This window comes from Rhizobium sp. Root1212, from assembly GCF_001424985.1.
Lineage (GTDB): Bacteria > Pseudomonadota > Alphaproteobacteria > Rhizobiales > Rhizobiaceae > Pararhizobium.
Genome location: NZ_LMDA01000012.1, coordinates 238433 through 254192 on the forward strand (window position 1 = coordinate 238433; position 15760 = coordinate 254192).

A 15760-nucleotide genomic window follows, 5' to 3' on the forward strand; every position below is an offset into this window, starting at 1 on the left:
AAGGAGCTGAAATGCTGACGAAATTCAGCACCGAGCTGGTGCGTCAGCAGAACAGTGTGCTCGTGCTTTCGGCGCTTCGCCGGTTCGGTGCGGCCTCCCATACGGAAATCGCCGCGAAAACGGGCCTTGCCTCGGGCACCGTCTCGGCCATCACCGCCGATCTCGAGCGGGCAGGGGTGCTCGAAAAGAAAGAGCAGCAGGGCCATGGCGGTCGCGGGCGGCCGCGCGTGCTGTTTTCGCAGCGGCGCGATTGTGGCTACCTTATAGCCATGCGTATTTCCTCCGATACGGTGCAGTATTCGCTGGTGGATTACAGCGGCCGGCTGATCGATCGCTTCGAAGAGGCGCGCAATCACGGGTCGGGCGGGGCGGATGCCTTTCCGGGGGAGGTCAAGGATGCGCTGTCACGGCTGGCGTCGCGCTCGCAGATCGACCGGAATGCGGTGCTGGCGATTTCGATCAGCAGCAAGGGCACCGTCGATGCGGCAGCTCCGACGCTGCTCTGGTCGCCGCTGTTCGGCAGCCGGCAGTTCGATTTCAGCGCCCTGTTGCAGCCGGAATGGCGGGCCAAGATCTCGCTCAACAACGAGACGCTGCTCGTCGCCCAGGCGCTGGCACTGAAGGCGGAGAAGGCGCCGGAGAGCCGCTTTCAAGCGCTGGCGGCGCTGTCGCTCGGTCACAGTGTCGGGCTCGGCATCGCCCGACGCAACCGGCAGGGGGAGCTTGAAGTCACCGCCCCCAATTTCGGACACATGCTGCACAGTCCGCAGGGCGGCCTTTGCCGCTGCGGCTCCTATGGTTGCATCGAGGCGTCGGCGGGCTTCTACGGCATCCTGCGTTCGGCCTTCCAGGTGCCGCCGGATACGATCCCGGCGAAATTCGTGCCGCTGGCGGAGATGGAGAAGATCGCGGCGAGCGCCCGGCAGGGAAACCGCATGGCCGAATATGCCTTCCGCCAGGCCGGCGTGGCGCTCGGCAACGGTCTGTCACGTCTCATGAGCTTTTATGAGCGCATGCCGATCCACATCACCGGGCCGGGGACCCGGTTTTTCGATCTCCTGCAGCGCGGCATCGATGAGGGGCTGGCCCAGTCCCATGCGGTGCGGCTTCAGGGCATGCCGGAGATTTCCGTGAATTCCGACGAGCAGAGCCTTGTGTTCGAAGGGCATCTCGACCGGGCATTGACGGATGCGGATCAGGATATCGTCATGACCAAGGTTTCGAGCGGGTCGTAAAAGAAGGCGGCGGTTTCCCTTCTCCCCTCGGCGGGGAGAAGGGGGAGCAATTGGCAGCGGCCGAGTCAAGCAGCCAATCAGCCCTCGACGCGCACCTGTCGCTTCTCGGCGACCGAGCGCACCGCGGCATCGGCCAGCGCCAGCGCCGCAAGGCCATCCTTGCCATCGGGCGTGATCACCGCGCCCTTTTCAATCGCCGCGATGAAGCTTGCGATCTCGTTGGCATAGGCTTCGGTGTAGCGGGTCATGAAGAAATCATGCAGTGGCGGGCGGGTGTAGCCCTGGCCGTTGGCGATCTCGATCGAGACGGCGCGCTGGTTTTCGGCGGCGACCATGCCCTTGGAGCCGTGCACTTCGATGCGCTGGTCGTAGCCATAGGTGGTGCGGCGGGAGTTGGAGATGACGGCCTGCCTGCCGCTTGCGGTTTCGAGAATCACCGAAACGCTGTCGAAATCACCGGCCTTGCCGATGTCCGGATCGACCAGCACGGAGGCATGCGCCGTGACGGCCACCGGCTCTTCGCCGAGCAGGAAGCGGGCCATGTCGAAATCATGGATGGTCATGTCGCGGAAGATACCGCCGGAACGCTTGATGTAATCGACCGGCGGTGCGCCGGGATCGCGCGAGGTGATCGTCACCATTTCGACGGTGCCGATGGCGCCGTCGTCGATCGCCTTGCGCACGGCCATGAAATGCGGGTCGAAGCGGCGGTTGAAGCCGACCATCAGCTTGCCCTTGGTTTCCTCGACAACCTTCAGGCATTCGCGCACGCGGTTGACGTTGAGATCGACGGGCTTTTCGCAGAAGATCGCCTTGCCGGCGCGGGCGAAGCGTTCGATGAGATCGGCATGGGTGTCGGTCGGCGTGCAAATGACGACGGCGTCGATGTCGCCGGCCTTTTCGATCGCCTCGATGGTCCGTACGTCGCAACCATACTCCTTTGCCAGCGCCTCGGCGGCGGCCGGCATGGCGTCGGCGACGGCGACGAGAACGGCATCGGGATTGCCGCTGACGGCCTTGGCATGGACTTTTCCGATGCGGCCTGCGCCGAGAAGAGCAAATCTGACGGTCATGAGGGTCTCTTTCATTGACGGGGCGGAGCGCCGCACTGGGATGGATCGGTTTCGGAATGAAACGGCAACGTTTTCCTATTTCGGAATTTTTATTCCATTTTCGGAGAAGGCGTCAAGCGCTGACGCTTGCCCGCTCTTGCGGCGGCGTAAAATATCCCCATAAGGCTTGAGCAACGCGCGATGCGCAACGACGGGAGGCGAAGCCGTGACCAATTTCATTGATGTGAACCATCCGTTCTATCGGCCGCTGTGGCGGCGGTTGCTGATCGTGCTGTTCTGTGCGGCGTGGACCGGTGTCGAATTCTACAACGGTCAGGCGACCTGGGGCTTCATCTTTCTGGCTGCCGGCGCCTATGCCGCCTGTTCGCTCATAATCTTCTACAAACCAAAGCCGATTGAAGAGCCGGAAAAGACGGCCTCCGAAGACGCGACCTGAGGTTCTATCGCTTCAGCCGCCGCAGAGCCTCGTCGATCAGCATATTGGCGATCTTCATGCGCAAAGTCGCATTGGCTCGAAAATCCGGTGGGTGGCGATCCGGGTGGTTTTCCGCAGCGAAACGACGGCGCTTTTCCGTCAATGAGAGCACGGTCTCGTGCTCGCCCAGCGCGATGTCCTCGGCGATCTCCTCCGGCTTGATGCGATGCAGATGATCCGGCATGACCGGTTTCGGCGGCGGCGGCGGCGGTGGCGGCGGGCGCAGCATGTCTTCGCCGGCTGTCTCCCGGTAGGCATCGAACACCATGGTAGAGGCGAAGCCGCCGGCTGCATTGAGGTTGCCGACAAAGGGCGTCGAGATGCCGCCGGCGACAGCGGGTTCCTCCGCCGGCTCGATCTCTTCGTCTTTCAGGCGTTCCAGCACGGACTGGAAAACCGACATCCTGAACATCGTACTTCCTCGTGTCGCCGCCCAGCTATAGGCACAGCAGGATTATGCGAGGCTGGTCAGGCCATGCTTTGTTTGAGGATGAGGTCGTAAAGCAGGCGCGCGCTGGGTGGCAGGTCGCGGCCGCGGGCGGTGATCAGACCGTAGGGCCGCATCGAAATGCCGAAGGTTGCCGGCAGGATGCGGATGGCGCCGGCCTCGGTCCCATTGTCTGAAATCAGCGTCGCCACGTCGCGCGCCACGGCGGCGACCGCATTTGTGTTGCGTACGATGGAGATGGTCAGGATGATCGACGATGTGTTGATGATCGTCGCCGGCAGCGGAATGCCGGCGCTGAGAAAGCTGTCTTCCATCGATCGGCGCAGAAGCGTTCCGGGCGGCTGGAACACCCAGTCGTAGAGCGGCAGTTCGGAGAGCTGGACCTGGGTTTTTTCCAGAATCGGGTGGCCCTCGCGCACGATCAGGCAGACGTCCTCCGCGCCGATCTCGACGAAATTGAACAGCCGCCGGTTCTGGTCGTCGGGAATGCGCCCAAGCACGAAATCGTGGCGGGCGGCCAGAAGCTCGCGCACCAGCACGTTGCTGTTTTCGATCTGGATGTTGATCTCGATGCCGGGATAGGCGGCCGAAACCTGGCGAATGGCGGGAACGGCAAGTTTGAGGGCAGGGCCGGTAACAGAGCCGATCGACACCGAGCCGCCGCTGCCGGTCTTCAGCTCGGTGATTTCGCGTGCGGTTTCGCGCAGTTCGAGGAAGATGGTGCGCGCCCGCCGTGCCAATGCCTCGCCATACTGGGTGAGTTCGACGCCGCGCGCCGCCCGCGCGCAGAGCGGCACTTTGAGGATGGATTCGATTTCGCCAAGCAGGCGGGAGGCGGCCGGCTGGGAAATGTTCAGGGCTTGAGCCGCGGCGCTGATCTGCTTGTGATCCTCGATCGCGAGAATCAATTGCAGGTGATTCATCTTCAGGCCCGAACGGACGATCCCCTTTTCGGAGTAGTCGAGCGGGCTCGTGCCGATGCCATCCGCGTCCAAAGGTTTATCCACGGTTTCGCCTTTCCGCAAAAATCACACTGTTGATGGTTAATATACCAGTTCTGATATGTCTGCAGCATAATATTGTATTTGACAGTTATGTCGAATGATTCCAGTTTGCCGCCATGTGCGTCAGCGCGCGCGGGAGAGTGCAAGGCCTGGGAGGGCTTTCTTTCATCCTTCAGCCTCCACCGAGGGCATCCGCCCCCGGACGCGATGCGCTGCACATGGCAGGCCGGTCCCGACGGTCCGGTCTGGTTCAACACTCAGGGAGAGATCGTATGAAATTTGTAACTTCGCTTCTCGCGGCCGCTGCGCTTAGCGTCGCGTCCTTCGCGATGCCGGCTTTTGCCCAGGACAAGGGCGTCGTCGGTATCTCGATGCCGACCAAGACCTCGACCCGCTGGATTTCCGACGGCGAGACCATGGAAAAACTGTTCAAGGAAGCCGGCTATGCACCGGACCTTCAGTTTGCTGACGACGACATTCCGAACCAGCTCGCCCAGATCGAAAACATGGTCACCAAGGGCGCCAAGGTCCTGATCATCGGCGCCATCGACGGCACGACGCTCTCCGACATCCTGGCAAAGGCACATGACGCCGGCGTCAAGGTCATCGCCTATGACCGCCTGATCCGCGATTCGGGCAATGTCGACTATTACGCCACCTTCGACAACTTCCAGGTCGGCGTTCTGCAGGCCACCAGCCTCGTCGAAGGCCTGAAGAAGAACTTCGCCGGCGTCAAGCCGTGGAACGTCGAACTCTTCGGCGGCTCGCCGGACGACAACAACGCCTTCTTCTTCTACGATGGCGCCATGTCTGTCCTGAAGCCGCTCGTCGACAGCGGCGACATCGTGATCAAGTCCGGCCAGCAGGGCATGGACCAGGTCGGTACGCTGCGTTGGGACGGTGCCGTTGCTCAGGCCCGCATGGAAAACCTGCTCTCCTCGACCTACACCGATGCCCAGGTCAATGGCGTTCTGTCGCCCTATGATGGCCTCTCCATCGGCATCCTGTCTGCTCTGAAGGGCGTCGGCTACGGCTCGGGCGACCTGAAGATGCCGATCGTTACCGGTCAGGACGCGGAACTGCCGTCGGTCAAGTCGATCCTCGCTGACGAACAGTACTCGACCGTGTTCAAGGACACCCGCGAACTCGCCAAGGTCGCCGTCACCATGACCGACGCGATCCTCGGCGGCAAGGAGCCGGAAGTCAACGACACCAAGACCTACGACAACGGCGTCAAGGTCGTTCCGTCGTACCTCCTGAAGCCGGTTGCCGTCGACAAGACCAACGCCAAGGACATCCTGGTCGGCGCCGGTTACTACACGGAAGACCAGATCAACAACTGATCCTTTCCCGTTCATCGGGGTCCGCGAGATATCGCGGACCCTTTCTCGTGATGAGGGAGCTTGCACTGACGGCCGGTCTGGCCTCATCATGTCCACAGACCCCCGCTGGAATGCCTGAACATGGACAATATCATTCTCGAAATGCGGAGCATCACCAAGACGTTTCCGGGCGTCAAGGCTCTGGACAATGTCAGCTTCAAGGTCCGCGAAGGCGAAATTCACGCTCTTGTCGGCGAAAACGGTGCCGGCAAATCAACGCTGATGAAGGTGCTGAGCGGCGTCTATCCCGCCGGAAGCTATGAGGGCGAGATCCACTATGCCGGCGAACTTCGCCAGTTCAGGACGATCTCCGACAGCGAACACATCGGCATTATCATCATTCACCAGGAACTCGCGCTCGTTCCGCTGCTCTCGATCGCCGAGAACATCTATCTCGGCAACGAGATCGCCGAAAAGGGCGTGATCAACTGGAAGCAGACATTCGCGCGCACCAAGGAACTGCTCGCCAAGGTCGGCCTCAAGGAGCCGCCGGCAACGCTGATCACCGATATCGGCGTCGGCAAGCAGCAGCTTGTGGAAATCGCCAAGGCGCTGTCGAAGAAGGTCCGCCTGCTGATCCTCGACGAACCGACCGCCTCGCTCAACGAAACGGATAGCGACGCGCTTTTGAAGCTGCTCATGGAATTCCGCAAGCAGGGCATGACCTCGATCATCATCTCGCACAAGCTGAACGAGATCAAAAAGGTCGCCGACAAGATCACCATCCTGCGCGATGGCGGCACGGTCGAAACGCTCGACTGTCATAACGAGGACATCAGCGAAGACCGCATCATCAAGGGCATGGTCGGCCGCGACATGGAAGACCGCTACCCGCCGCGCGAACCCAAGATCGGCGAGACGCTGCTCGAGGTGAAGAACTGGAACGTCTTCCACCAGCAGCACCGCGACCGCCAGTTCCTGCACGACGTGAACTTCAACGTCCGGGCCGGCGAAGTCGTCGGCATCGCGGGCCTGATGGGCGCCGGCCGGACCGAGACGGCCATGAGCATCTTCGGCAAGTCCTGGGGGCACAAGATCACCGGCGATGTCTTCATGCACGGCAAGCCGGTCGACGTCAGCACGATCCCGAAGGCGATCGATGCCGGTCTTGCCTACGTGACGGAAGACCGCAAGCATCTCGGCCTCGTGCTGATCGACAACATCCTGCACAACACGACGCTTTCGAACCTCGAAGCCGTATCGTCCGCAGGTGTGATCAACGATCACGAGGAGCGCCGCGTCGCTTCGGACTATCGTCAGAAGCTGCGTATCCGCTCGCACTCGATCTATCAGGAAACGGTCAACCTCTCCGGCGGCAACCAGCAGAAGGTGGTGCTGTCGAAGTGGCTGTTCACAAATCCGGAAGTGCTGATCCTCGACGAGCCGACGCGCGGCATCGATGTCGGCGCGAAATATGAAATCTACACCATCATCAATCAGCTTGCCGCAGAGGGCAAAGGCATCCTCATGATCTCGTCGGAGATGCCGGAGCTTCTGGGAACCTGCGACCGCATCTACGTCATGAACGAAGGGCGCATCGTCGCGGAGCTTTCCAAGGCAGAAGCAAGCCAGGAGTCCATCATGCGCGCCATCATGCGCTCGGGGGAGAAGCACTAATGGTCACAGAAACCACCACCCAGTCCACGCAGTCGATCGGCGAATATCTTCGCGCCAACATCCGCGAATATGGTCTGCTCGTCGCACTCGTCGTCATCATGGTGTTCTTCCAGGTGCTGACCGGCGGCGTGCTGTTCCGGCCCGTCAACCTCACCAATCTCATCCTGCAGAACTCGTTCATCGTCATCATGGCGCTGGGCATGCTGCTGATCATCGTCGCCGGGCATATCGATCTCTCGGTCGGCTCGATCGTCGCCTTCACCGGTGGTCTTTCGGCGATCATGCTGGTCAAATGGGGCATTCATTTCTCGATCGTCGTGCCGCTTTGCCTCGTCCTCGGCGGCCTTGTCGGCGCGGCGCAGGGTTATTGGGTCGCCTACCAGAAGATTCCGGCATTCATCGTGACGTTGGCCGGCATGCTCGTCTTCCGCGGCCTGACTTACCTGATCCTCGAGAACCGCCCGATCGGCCCGTTCCCGAAGGATTTCCAGTCGCTATCGACCGGTTTCGTCCCGGACTTCCTTTCCTTCATCAATCCGATGCCGGAGACGATCACCAACCTTTTCTCACTGGTCGTCGTCGTCGTTCTGGTGGTGCTTGCGGTCTATTACGGCCTGAAGAACCGTGCGGAAAACGATAGGCACGGCACGGAAAACGAGCCCTTCGCCTTCTTCGCGGCGCAGATGGGCATCATCGCCGTCGTCGCCATCTTCCTCGGCTACCAGCTCTCGACCTACAAGGGCTTCCCGAACGTTCTGGTGGTCATGGGGCTTCTGATCGCGCTCTACACCTTCGTCACGACCCGCTCGACCATCGGCCGTCGCATCTATGCGATGGGCGGCAACGAGAAGGCGGCAAAACTCTCGGGCATCAACACCGAGCGCCTGACCTTCTACACCTTCGTCAACATGGGTGTGCTGGCGGCTCTGGCGGGCATGATCATCGCGGCGCGCCTCAACTCGGCAACCCCGAAGGCGGGCGTCGGCTTCGAGCTGGACGTCATCGCGGCCTGCTTCATCGGCGGCGCTTCGGCTTCCGGCGGTGTCGGCAAGATCACCGGTGCGGTCATCGGCGCCTTCATCATGGGCGTCATGAACAACGGCATGTCGATCATGGGCCTCGGCATCGATTACCAGCAGCTCGTCAAGGGTCTGGTGCTGCTCGCGGCCGTGTTCTTCGACGTCTACAACAAGAACAAGGGCTGAGCTTTATCGACAGCAGGACCCGGTCTGCGCGGCGGTTGCCGCGCAGACAAGGGGAACCTGTATCGAAATTCGACTGTAACGCGGCAGCTGTTTCGCCGCATCGCGAGGGCCGCGGCCCTCTCGCCCCCCGCGCCGTTTCCTCGACTGGCGCCGGGGCGTGTTTAAGAAAAGGACAGGATTGTGCTGATTTCCCAGATCAAGAACGCCGATGGTTCGATCACGGTTGCCGTTCGTGAAGAAGGTGCGCCGGCGCGGGTGGTGAAGGGCGCTCAAAGCGTCCACGCGCTTGCCATGGAAGCCGCCAATTCCGGCCGCTCGCTGAAGAGCGTGATCGAGGAAAAAGGGCTCGGCGACGTCGTCGATATCAAGGATGCCTATGCCAAGGGCCAGTTCCTGCCGCCGATCACCCATCCCGATCCGGCCCATCTGCACCTGACCGGCACGGGTCTCACCCATCTCGGCTCCGCCGCGACGCGCGATGCCATGCACGCTGCCGTCTCCAAGGTCGAGGAAGGCGCGACCGACACGATGAAGATGTTCAAGATGGGCCTTGAAGGCGGCAAGCCAAAGCCCGGCGAGAAGGGCGTACAGCCTGAATGGTTTTACAAGGGCAACGGCACGCAGTCGGTCGCGCCGGGTGGTGATCTTGTCTCTCCGTCGTTCGCCGAGGACGGCGGCGAGGAGCCGGAAATGGCCGGCATTTATGTCATCTCCGACAAGGGCGCCCCGTTTCGCATCGGTTTTGCCGTTGCCAACGAGTTTTCGGACCATGTGACCGAGCGCGTGAACTATCTCTATCTCGCCCATTCGAAGCTGCGCCCGGCAAGCTTCGGCCCGGAAATCCGTGTCGGCGAGGCGCCGGCCGATATTCGCGGCGCTTCCCGCATCATCCGCGATGGCAAGATCGTCTGGGAAAAGCCGTTTCTGTCCGGCGAAACGAATATGTCCCATACCTTCGCCAATCTTGAGTACCATCATTTCAAGTATGGCCTTTTCCGTGCGCCGGGCGATGTGCATGTCCATATGTTCGGTACGGCGACGCTGTCCTTCGGCGACGGCTTCAAGACCGAAGCCGGCGATATCTTCGAAATCGAAGCGGGCGAATTCGGTCTGCCGTTGCGCAACACGCTGGCGCTTGCCGGCGAAGACGAAATCGTGATCGGCCAGCTCTGAAGCTGGCGGATCGTTTCCGGCGATGGCCGCGGTGGCGGCCACGCTCGAACTCAAGGAGGGCATAGGCCCATGACACTTCATCAGAACCTGATTGCCGGCGAATGGGTTGGCGGCGACGGCGTTGAAAATATCAACCCGTCGAACACGAACGAGGTGGTCGGCCTCTACGCTCGCGCCTCGGCCGACGACGTCAAGATCGCCATCGCCGCCGCCAAGGCCGCATTCCCGGCCTGGTCGCGCTCGGGCATTCTGGAACGCCATGCGATCCTGAAGAAGACCTCCGACGAGATCATGGCCCGCAAGGAAGAACTTGGCCGGTTGCTCGCCCGCGAAGAGGGCAAGACCCTGCCGGAGGCCATCGGCGAAGTTACCCGCGCCGGCCAGATCTTCGATTTCTTCGCCGGCGAAACCTTGCGTCTTTCCGGCGAGGTATTGCCTTCGGTGCGTCCGAACATCGGCGTCGAGATCACCCGCGAGGCCGTCGGCGTCGTCGGCATTATCACGCCGTGGAACTTCCCGATCGCTATTCCGGCCTGGAAGATCGCGCCGGCGCTCTGCTACGGCAACACTGTCGTCTTCAAGCCGGCGGAACTCGTTCCGGGCTGCGCCCATGCCATCGTCGATATCCTTCATCGCGCCGGTCTGCCGAAGGGCGTGCTGAACCTCGTCATGGGCAAGGGCTCGGTCGTTGGTCAGGCGATGCTCGACAGTCCCGATCTCTCCGCCATCACCTTTACCGGCTCGACGGGCACGGGAAAACGTGTCGCCGCCGCCTCGATCGAACATAACCGCAAGTTCCAGCTGGAAATGGGCGGCAAGAACCCGATGGTCGTTCTTGATGACGCCGACCTCACGGTTGCCGTCGAAGCCGCCGCCAATTCCGGCTTCTTCTCGACCGGCCAGCGCTGTACCGCCTCCTCGCGCCTGATCGTTACCGAAGGCATCCACGATAAGTTCGTTGCGGCCCTCACCGAGAAGCTGAAGACCCTGGTGGTGGACGACGCGCTGAAGACCGGCACCCATATCGGCCCGGTCGTCGACGAGCGCCAACTGGCCACCGACACCGACTATATCGAGATCGGCAAAAAGGAAGGCGCCAAGCTCGCCTTCGGCGGCGAGACGATCAGCCGCGAAAATCCGGGCTTCTATCTGCAGCCGACGCTGTTTACCGAAGCCACCAACCAGATGCGCATCAGCCGCGAGGAAATCTTCGGGCCGGTCGCTTCCGTCATCCGTGTCAAGGATTACGAGGAAGCACTCAGCGTTGCCAACGACACGCCGTTCGGCCTGTCGGCGGGCATCGCCACGACCAGTCTCAAGCATGCGACGCATTTCAAGCGCAATTCCGAAGCCGGCATGGTGATGGTCAACCTGCCGACGGCGGGCGTCGATTTCCACGTGCCGTTCGGCGGCCGTAAGGCATCGTCCTTCGGCTCGCGCGAGCAGGGCAAGTACGCTGCCGAATTCTTCACCACCGTCAAGACCGCGTACACGCTGGCATAACGCATTTTTCGCCGGATCGGCTCCGTCGGTCCGGCAAGTCAAAGGACAAGGCAATGTTCAAGAAAGCACAATGGCCGCGGCAGCTGCGGTCGCAGCATTGGTACGGCGGCACCAGTCGCGACGTGATCTATCACCGGGGCTGGATGAAGAACCAGGGGTATCCGCACGACCTGTTCGACGGACGCCCGGTCATCGGCATCCTCAACACCTGGTCAGACATGACGCCGTGCAACGGCCATCTGCGCGAGCTTGCTGAAAAGGTGAAAGCCGGTATCTGGGAAGCCGGCGGCTTCCCGATGGAAGTGCCTGTTTTCTCGGCCTCCGAAAACACCTTCCGCCCGACCGCGATGATGTACCGCAACCTTGCGGCACTCGCGATCGAGGAAACCATCCGGGGCCAACCGATGGACGGTTGCGTACTGATGGTCGGTTGCGACAAGACCACGCCTTCGCTGATCATGGCGGCTGCCTCCGTCGACCTGCCGTCGATCGTCGTCACCGGCGGTCCAATGCTCAACGGCTATTTCCGTGGCGAACGCGTCGGCTCCGGCACGCATCTGTGGAAGTTCTCCGAAATGGTGAAGGCCGGCGAGATGACGCAGGAAGAATTCCTCGAAGCGGAAGCTTCGATGAGCCGTTCCTCCGGCACCTGCAACACCATGGGCACCGCCTCGACCATGGCTTCCATGGCCGAAGCGCTCGGTATGGCGCTTTCCGGCAATGCCGCGATCCCCGGTGTCGATTCGCGCCGCAAGGTGATGGCGCAGCTCACCGGCCGCCGCATCGTGCAAATGGTCAAGGATGACCTGAAGCCCTCCGACATCATGACCAAGCAGGCCTTCGAAAACGCCATCCGTACCAACGCGGCTATCGGCGGCTCGACCAATGCCGTCATCCACCTGCTCGCCATGGCCGGCCGTGTTGGCATCGACCTGACGCTGGACGACTGGGACCGCTGCGGCCGCGACGTCCCGACCATCGTCAACCTGATGCCCTCGGGCAAATATCTGATGGAAGAGTTCTTCTATGCCGGCGGCCTGCCGGTGGTGCTGAAGCGGCTCGGCGAAGCCGGCCTGCTGCACAAGGACGCGCTCACCGTTTCCGGCGAAAGCGTCTGGGATGAAGTCAAGGACGTCGTCAACTGGAACGAGGATGTCATCCTGCCGGCCGAGAAGGCGCTGACCCAGTCGGGCGGCATCGTCGTGGTTCGCGGCAACCTCGCGCCGAAGGGGGCGGTGCTGAAACCGTCTGCGGCGTCTCCGCATCTTCTGACACATCGTGGCCGCGCTGTCGTGTTCGAAGACATCGACGACTACAAGGCGAAGATCAACGACGACAATCTCGACATCGACGAGACATGCGTCATGGTTATGAAGAACTGTGGTCCGAAGGGCTATCCCGGCATGGCCGAAGTCGGCAACATGGGCCTTCCGCCCAAGGTGCTGAAGAAGGGCATCACCGACATGGTGCGCATCTCCGACGCCCGCATGTCCGGCACAGCTTACGGCACCGTCGTTCTCCACACCTCGCCGGAAGCTGCCGTCGGCGGGCCGCTGGCAGTCGTGAAGAATGGCGACATGATCGAACTCGACGTACCGAACCGCCGCCTGCACCTCGATATTTCCGAGGAAGAACTGGCGCGGCGTCTGGCCGAATGGCAGCCGCACCACGACCTGCCGACCTCCGGCTATGCCTGGCTGCACCAGCAGCACGTCCAGGGTGCCGACACCGGCGCCGACCTCGACTTCCTCAAGGGTTGTCGCGGCAGCGCGGTGGGCAAGGACAGCCACTGACGGGTTGAACAAAAGGCGGGGTGAAGACCTCGCCTTTTTTGTTTCTGGCCTGCTGGGAACCGGGATCTGCAGCCGATCGATAGCCGCAAAACTACAGACTGATCAGCGCCGTGCCGCACACGGCCATCGCCGCCCCAATCCACGCGGCTTTCGGAGGCGCGGTGCCGGTACGCGCCCAGACCATCGGCAGGATCATCACCGGCGTCATCGACGACAGGGTCGAGACGATGCCGACATTGCCGTGGGCAAGCGCCGCCATCAGCAGCGACATGCCGAGACCGGTGCCGAAGAAGGCGGAGCCGAGCGCCAGCAGCCGCACATCCCAGCTAACGAACGTCTTTTCGCGGAGTGCTGCGACCGGTAGCAGGGTTGCTACGAGAAATACGACGGCTGCAATGCCGGCGCGTACGGCCATGGCGGTGAAGGGCTCGACGCCCGCGGCCATGGCCGGGCGGGCGCAGAGGCTGCCGAGAGCCTGGCCGATGGCGGTGATGACGCCGAGCCCGATGCCGGCCCACGGGATCGTCGCTGCGGGTGTGTCGGTCTTTGCGGCCGGCATGCCGATGGCCAAAACAATGCCGGCGAGGACGAGGAGAACGCCGAGACCCTGCTTGGTATCAATGGCTTCGCCGAGCACGAGATAGCCGAGCAGCAGCGCGAACGGCGAGGCGAGCGAGAAGAGCAGGGCGGTGGTGCGGGCGCCGGCGGTATAGATCGCGGCAAAATAGGTGGTTGTGGCGATCACGATGCCGAAGAGGCTGGAAGCCCCGAGATAACCGAGTTGCCAAGCTTCAAGCGTGCGCCAGCCACCGATCGCGACGGACGCAGCCGCCGTCATCAGGAACGAGGCGATCATCTGCCAGCGGGCGAGCCGGAAGACGTTGACGCGCCCCTTCACTTCGCCGACCAGCATGCCGCTGACCGCAATGCAGGTCGCGGCAGCAAGCGCGAGAATTTCGGATAGATACATGGAAGGCCGGCCGAGCTGAACTTGAAGCCGTCATGCCACGAAGGCAGCCGCCATCCTAGCGAAACTTTGGCTTCGGCCGTACTTTCGGCCAGGAGGCCTTCAGCTCTGCGACTGGCTCTGGCTTTGCCCCTGGTTCTCGACCGTCACCGCCACCTTCAGTTGCTCATTGACCGAGCCATGCACGAGGCCGGCGATCGGGGCTGCATCCTTATAGTCGAGGCCGCAGGCGATGCGGACGTAGCGGTCGTCCGGGCACATCTTGTTGGCCACGTCGAAGCCGACCCAGCCGAGGCCGGCGAGGTGCACTTCCGCCCAGGCGTGGGTGGCTGCCTGTTCCGGCTGGTCTTCCATCATCAGGTAACCGGAGACATAACGCGCGGGCAGGCCGAGCGTGCGGGCGGCGGCGATCAGGATATGGGCGTGGTCCTGACAGACGCCGCTACCCTTTTGCAGTGCCTGTTCGGCAGTGGTTTCCGTGCCGGTCTCGCCGGGCCTGTACTCCACCCGCTCGTGGATTACGGCCATCAGCTGATGCATGCGGGCGAGATCGGTGTCGCCCTCGGTCGATTTCGCCATATTGCGGATCGGCTTGGTCTTTTTCGTCAAAGGCGTTTCGCGCAGGTAAAGCCAGAGCGGCGTATAACCCTGATGCGCGCCGTAGACGCCAGCCTTGTCTTCCGTCTCGACCTCGCCCGAGGCGACGATGCGGATGGCGCTTTGCTCGGCGTTGACGCTGACAAGCTGGACGCGGTTGCCGAAATGGTCGTCGTAGCCGACTTCCAGACGGGCGCCATCGACGCGGGTTTCCCAGGATAGAACGGTCTGGCCGGGCTGGCTGTAAGGGGTCAGCCGCAGGCGCTGCAGGGCGTAAGTGACCGGTTCGTCATAGCTGTATTCGGTGGTGTGGCTGATCTTCAGACGCATGGAGCCCTCCTCCGAAACCTAATAAAAACGATAGCCGTCGGAGATTTCCTGGCCCAGACGGTTGTTATCGCTGATGAAATTCTCGATGTAATCGTGCAGGCCCTGGTCCATCACATCCTTGATCGAGTGATTGCGCAACGAGGCAAAGGTCTTTTCCGCCGTCTCGTGGGCCGCATGCCGCTCGCCATAATCGCGGGCGAGGTAGCCGAGATGATTGACGATTTCATCGTAGCAATAGGCGAGCGAGCGCGGCATGCGCCGGTTGAGGATGAGGAAATCGGCGATGTTGGCGGCTTTGTAGTCGGCGTCATAGACCCAGCCATAGGAGCGGTGGGCCGAGACCGAGCGCAGGATCGATTCCCACTGCACGTTGTCGATCGACGAGCCGACCTGGGAGACGGCCGGCAGCAGCACGTAATATTTGACGTCGAGGATGCGGGCGGTGTTGTCGGCACGCTCGAGGAAGGTGCCGATATAGCAGAAATTGAAGATCTCGTCGCGCAGCATGGTGCCGTGGAAGGCGCCGCGGATCAGCCCGGTGCGCTGCTTGATGGTGTCGATCACCTTCGGCAGTTCGGTGGCTTTCACCCGCCTCGCAAGGATCGCCTTCACGTCGAGATAACACTCGTTGACGGCTTCCCAGGTTTCACGGGTCAGCGCCGTGCGCACCATGCGGGCATTGCTGCGGCCGGCTTCGATGCAGGAGAGCACGCTCGAAGCATTGGCCTTGTCGCGCAGCAGGAAATCGATCGCGTCGGCGCTGGAAATCTTCTTGTAGACCTGATCGTAGACCTCCCGCATGCCGGAGCTTTGCAGCACGCCGTCCCAGTCGTCTTCGCTCGCTTCGGTGCGAGTCAGCGACATGCGAAGGCCGGCATCGATGAGGCGTGCGGTGTTCTCGGCCCGCTCGATGTAGCGGAACATCCAGTAGAGGCCGTTTGCTGTTCTTCCAAGCATG

General features: G+C 62.0%; 14 protein-coding genes. 8 read left to right on the forward strand and 6 right to left on the reverse strand.

From position 1 onward, the window contains the following. Positions 1–11 precede the first annotated feature (11 nt). Complete coding sequence (locus ASC86_RS13240) at positions 12–1235, forward strand: ROK family transcriptional regulator (protein ID WP_056321637.1); 1224 nt, start codon at positions 12–14, stop codon at positions 1233–1235. Positions 1236–1312: 77 nt separating this feature from the next. Here the strand turns inward: ASC86_RS13240 and iolG are convergent, their stop codons facing one another. Continuing rightward, a complete protein-coding gene (iolG, locus tag ASC86_RS13245) occupies positions 1313–2308 on the reverse strand; it encodes an inositol 2-dehydrogenase (RefSeq protein ID WP_056322584.1) in 996 nt (331 codons plus the stop codon). 205 nt (positions 2309–2513) lie between these two features. On the opposite strand from iolG, the gene ASC86_RS13250 reads away from it, so the two are divergent. Then, a complete protein-coding gene (locus ASC86_RS13250) occupies positions 2514–2744 on the forward strand; it encodes a hypothetical protein (RefSeq protein ID WP_056321640.1) in 231 nt (76 codons plus the stop codon). A 4-nt stretch (positions 2745–2748) separates the two neighbouring features. Here ASC86_RS13250 and ASC86_RS13255 read toward each other — a convergent pair whose 3' ends face one another. Further along, on the reverse strand, positions 2749–3195 hold the full coding sequence (locus ASC86_RS13255; protein ID WP_056321643.1) for a hypothetical protein: 447 nt from the start codon (positions 3193–3195) through the stop codon (positions 2749–2751). 56 nt (positions 3196–3251) lie between these two features. Beyond that, positions 3252–4226 (reverse strand): LysR family transcriptional regulator, encoded by a 975-nt coding sequence (locus tag ASC86_RS13260; protein WP_056321646.1) that lies wholly within the window; start codon positions 4224–4226, stop codon positions 3252–3254. Between the two features lie 281 nt (positions 4227–4507). Between ASC86_RS13260 and chvE the strand changes: the two genes are divergently transcribed. From chvE to araD, 6 genes are all read left to right on the forward strand, one after another. Then, positions 4508–5578 (forward strand): multiple monosaccharide ABC transporter substrate-binding protein, encoded by a 1071-nt coding sequence (gene chvE, locus ASC86_RS13265; protein ID WP_056321648.1) that lies wholly within the window; start codon positions 4508–4510, stop codon positions 5576–5578. A 120-nt stretch (positions 5579–5698) separates the two neighbouring features. Then, a complete protein-coding gene (gene mmsA, locus ASC86_RS13270; RefSeq protein WP_056321650.1) occupies positions 5699–7234 on the forward strand; it encodes a multiple monosaccharide ABC transporter ATP-binding protein in 1536 nt (511 codons plus the stop codon). Next, positions 7234–8439 carry a multiple monosaccharide ABC transporter permease gene (gene mmsB / locus ASC86_RS13275; RefSeq protein WP_056321652.1) on the forward strand — a complete coding sequence of 402 codons (1206 nt, stop codon included), beginning with the start codon at positions 7234–7236 and terminating at the stop codon, positions 8437–8439. The genes mmsA and mmsB overlap by 1 nt, the downstream gene beginning before the upstream one ends. Before the next feature lie 180 nt (positions 8440–8619). Continuing rightward, on the forward strand, positions 8620–9612 hold the full coding sequence (gene araD1 / locus ASC86_RS13280; RefSeq protein WP_056321655.1) for an AraD1 family protein: 993 nt from the start codon (positions 8620–8622) through the stop codon (positions 9610–9612). A 69-nt stretch (positions 9613–9681) separates the two neighbouring features. Beyond that, positions 9682–11115, forward strand: a complete 1434-nt coding sequence (locus ASC86_RS13285; RefSeq protein ID WP_056321658.1) for an aldehyde dehydrogenase family protein — start codon at positions 9682–9684, stop codon at positions 11113–11115. A 53-nt stretch (positions 11116–11168) separates the two neighbouring features. After that, positions 11169–12908 (forward strand): L-arabinonate dehydratase, encoded by a 1740-nt coding sequence (gene araD, locus ASC86_RS13290; protein WP_056321660.1) that lies wholly within the window; start codon positions 11169–11171, stop codon positions 12906–12908. 91 nt (positions 12909–12999) lie between these two features. Here araD and ASC86_RS13295 read toward each other — a convergent pair whose 3' ends face one another. From ASC86_RS13295 to ASC86_RS13305, 3 genes are all read right to left on the reverse strand, one after another. Next, on the reverse strand, positions 13000–13878 hold the full coding sequence (locus ASC86_RS13295; protein ID WP_056321662.1) for a DMT family transporter: 879 nt from the start codon (positions 13876–13878) through the stop codon (positions 13000–13002). Positions 13879–13977: 99 nt separating this feature from the next. Continuing rightward, positions 13978–14802, reverse strand: coding sequence for a transglutaminase family protein (locus ASC86_RS13300; protein WP_056321664.1), 825 nt, complete (start codon positions 14800–14802; stop codon positions 13978–13980). Between the two features lie 18 nt (positions 14803–14820). Further along, positions 14821–15759, reverse strand: coding sequence for an alpha-E domain-containing protein (locus ASC86_RS13305; protein WP_056322587.1), 939 nt, complete (start codon positions 15757–15759; stop codon positions 14821–14823). Between the last annotated feature and the right edge of the window lies 1 nt (position 15760).

Excerpts from the sequence above, each read along its gene's own strand:
- mmsA (WP_056321650.1), top strand. The coding sequence starts at position 5,699 with ATGGACAATATCATTCTCGAAATGCGGAGCATCACCAAGACGTTTCCG.
- ASC86_RS13295 (WP_056321662.1), bottom strand. The coding sequence starts at position 13,878 with ATGTATCTATCCGAAATTCTCGCGCTTGCTGCCGCGACCTGCATTGCG.
- ASC86_RS13305 (WP_056322587.1), bottom strand. The coding sequence starts at position 15,759 with ATGCTTGGAAGAACAGCAAACGGCCTCTACTGGATGTTCCGCTACATC.
- ASC86_RS13300 (WP_056321664.1), bottom strand. The coding sequence starts at position 14,802 with ATGCGTCTGAAGATCAGCCACACCACCGAATACAGCTATGACGAACCG.
- ASC86_RS13255 (WP_056321643.1), bottom strand. The coding sequence starts at position 3,195 with ATGTTCAGGATGTCGGTTTTCCAGTCCGTGCTGGAACGCCTGAAAGAC.
- mmsB (WP_056321652.1), top strand. The coding sequence starts at position 7,234 with ATGGTCACAGAAACCACCACCCAGTCCACGCAGTCGATCGGCGAATAT.
- araD (WP_056321660.1), top strand. The coding sequence starts at position 11,169 with ATGTTCAAGAAAGCACAATGGCCGCGGCAGCTGCGGTCGCAGCATTGG.
- chvE (WP_056321648.1), top strand. The coding sequence starts at position 4,508 with ATGAAATTTGTAACTTCGCTTCTCGCGGCCGCTGCGCTTAGCGTCGCG.
- ASC86_RS13240 (WP_056321637.1), top strand. The coding sequence starts at position 12 with ATGCTGACGAAATTCAGCACCGAGCTGGTGCGTCAGCAGAACAGTGTG.
- ASC86_RS13285 (WP_056321658.1), top strand. The coding sequence starts at position 9,682 with ATGACACTTCATCAGAACCTGATTGCCGGCGAATGGGTTGGCGGCGAC.
- iolG (WP_056322584.1), bottom strand. The coding sequence starts at position 2,308 with ATGACCGTCAGATTTGCTCTTCTCGGCGCAGGCCGCATCGGAAAAGTC.